Origin of the sequence: Psychrobacter sp. CAL346-MNA-CIBAN-0220, assembly GCF_040309805.1 — a bacterium.
In the GTDB taxonomy this organism is placed as follows: domain Bacteria; phylum Pseudomonadota; class Gammaproteobacteria; order Pseudomonadales; family Moraxellaceae; genus Psychrobacter.
On sequence record NZ_JBEOPF010000562.1, the window covers coordinates 1 to 250 of the forward strand.

1 protein-coding gene is annotated in these 250 nt (G+C 42.8%); it reads right to left on the bottom strand.

The window, feature by feature from the left end:
• Positions 1-250: glutamate--tRNA ligase family protein (locus AAEY88_RS14810; RefSeq protein WP_350563612.1), on the bottom strand; the 250-nt coding region annotated here is incomplete at both ends.

A 250-nucleotide genomic window follows, 5' to 3' on the forward strand; every position in this document is an offset into this window, starting at 1 on the left:
CGATAAATAATAGGATCGCGAAGCACCATAAATGAGCTTGCCATATCAATTTTAGCGCGCAGTACACACTCGCCTTCTTTAAACTCGCCATTACGCATTTTTTCAAATAACGCGAGATTCTCATCACTTGCTGTATCGCGGTATGGGCTGTTTTTACCCGGCTCTTTTAATGTGCCACGGTATTCACGGGCTTGATCTGCCGTTAAAAAGCACACATACGCTAAGCCTTTATTTATTAGCTCAACTGCAT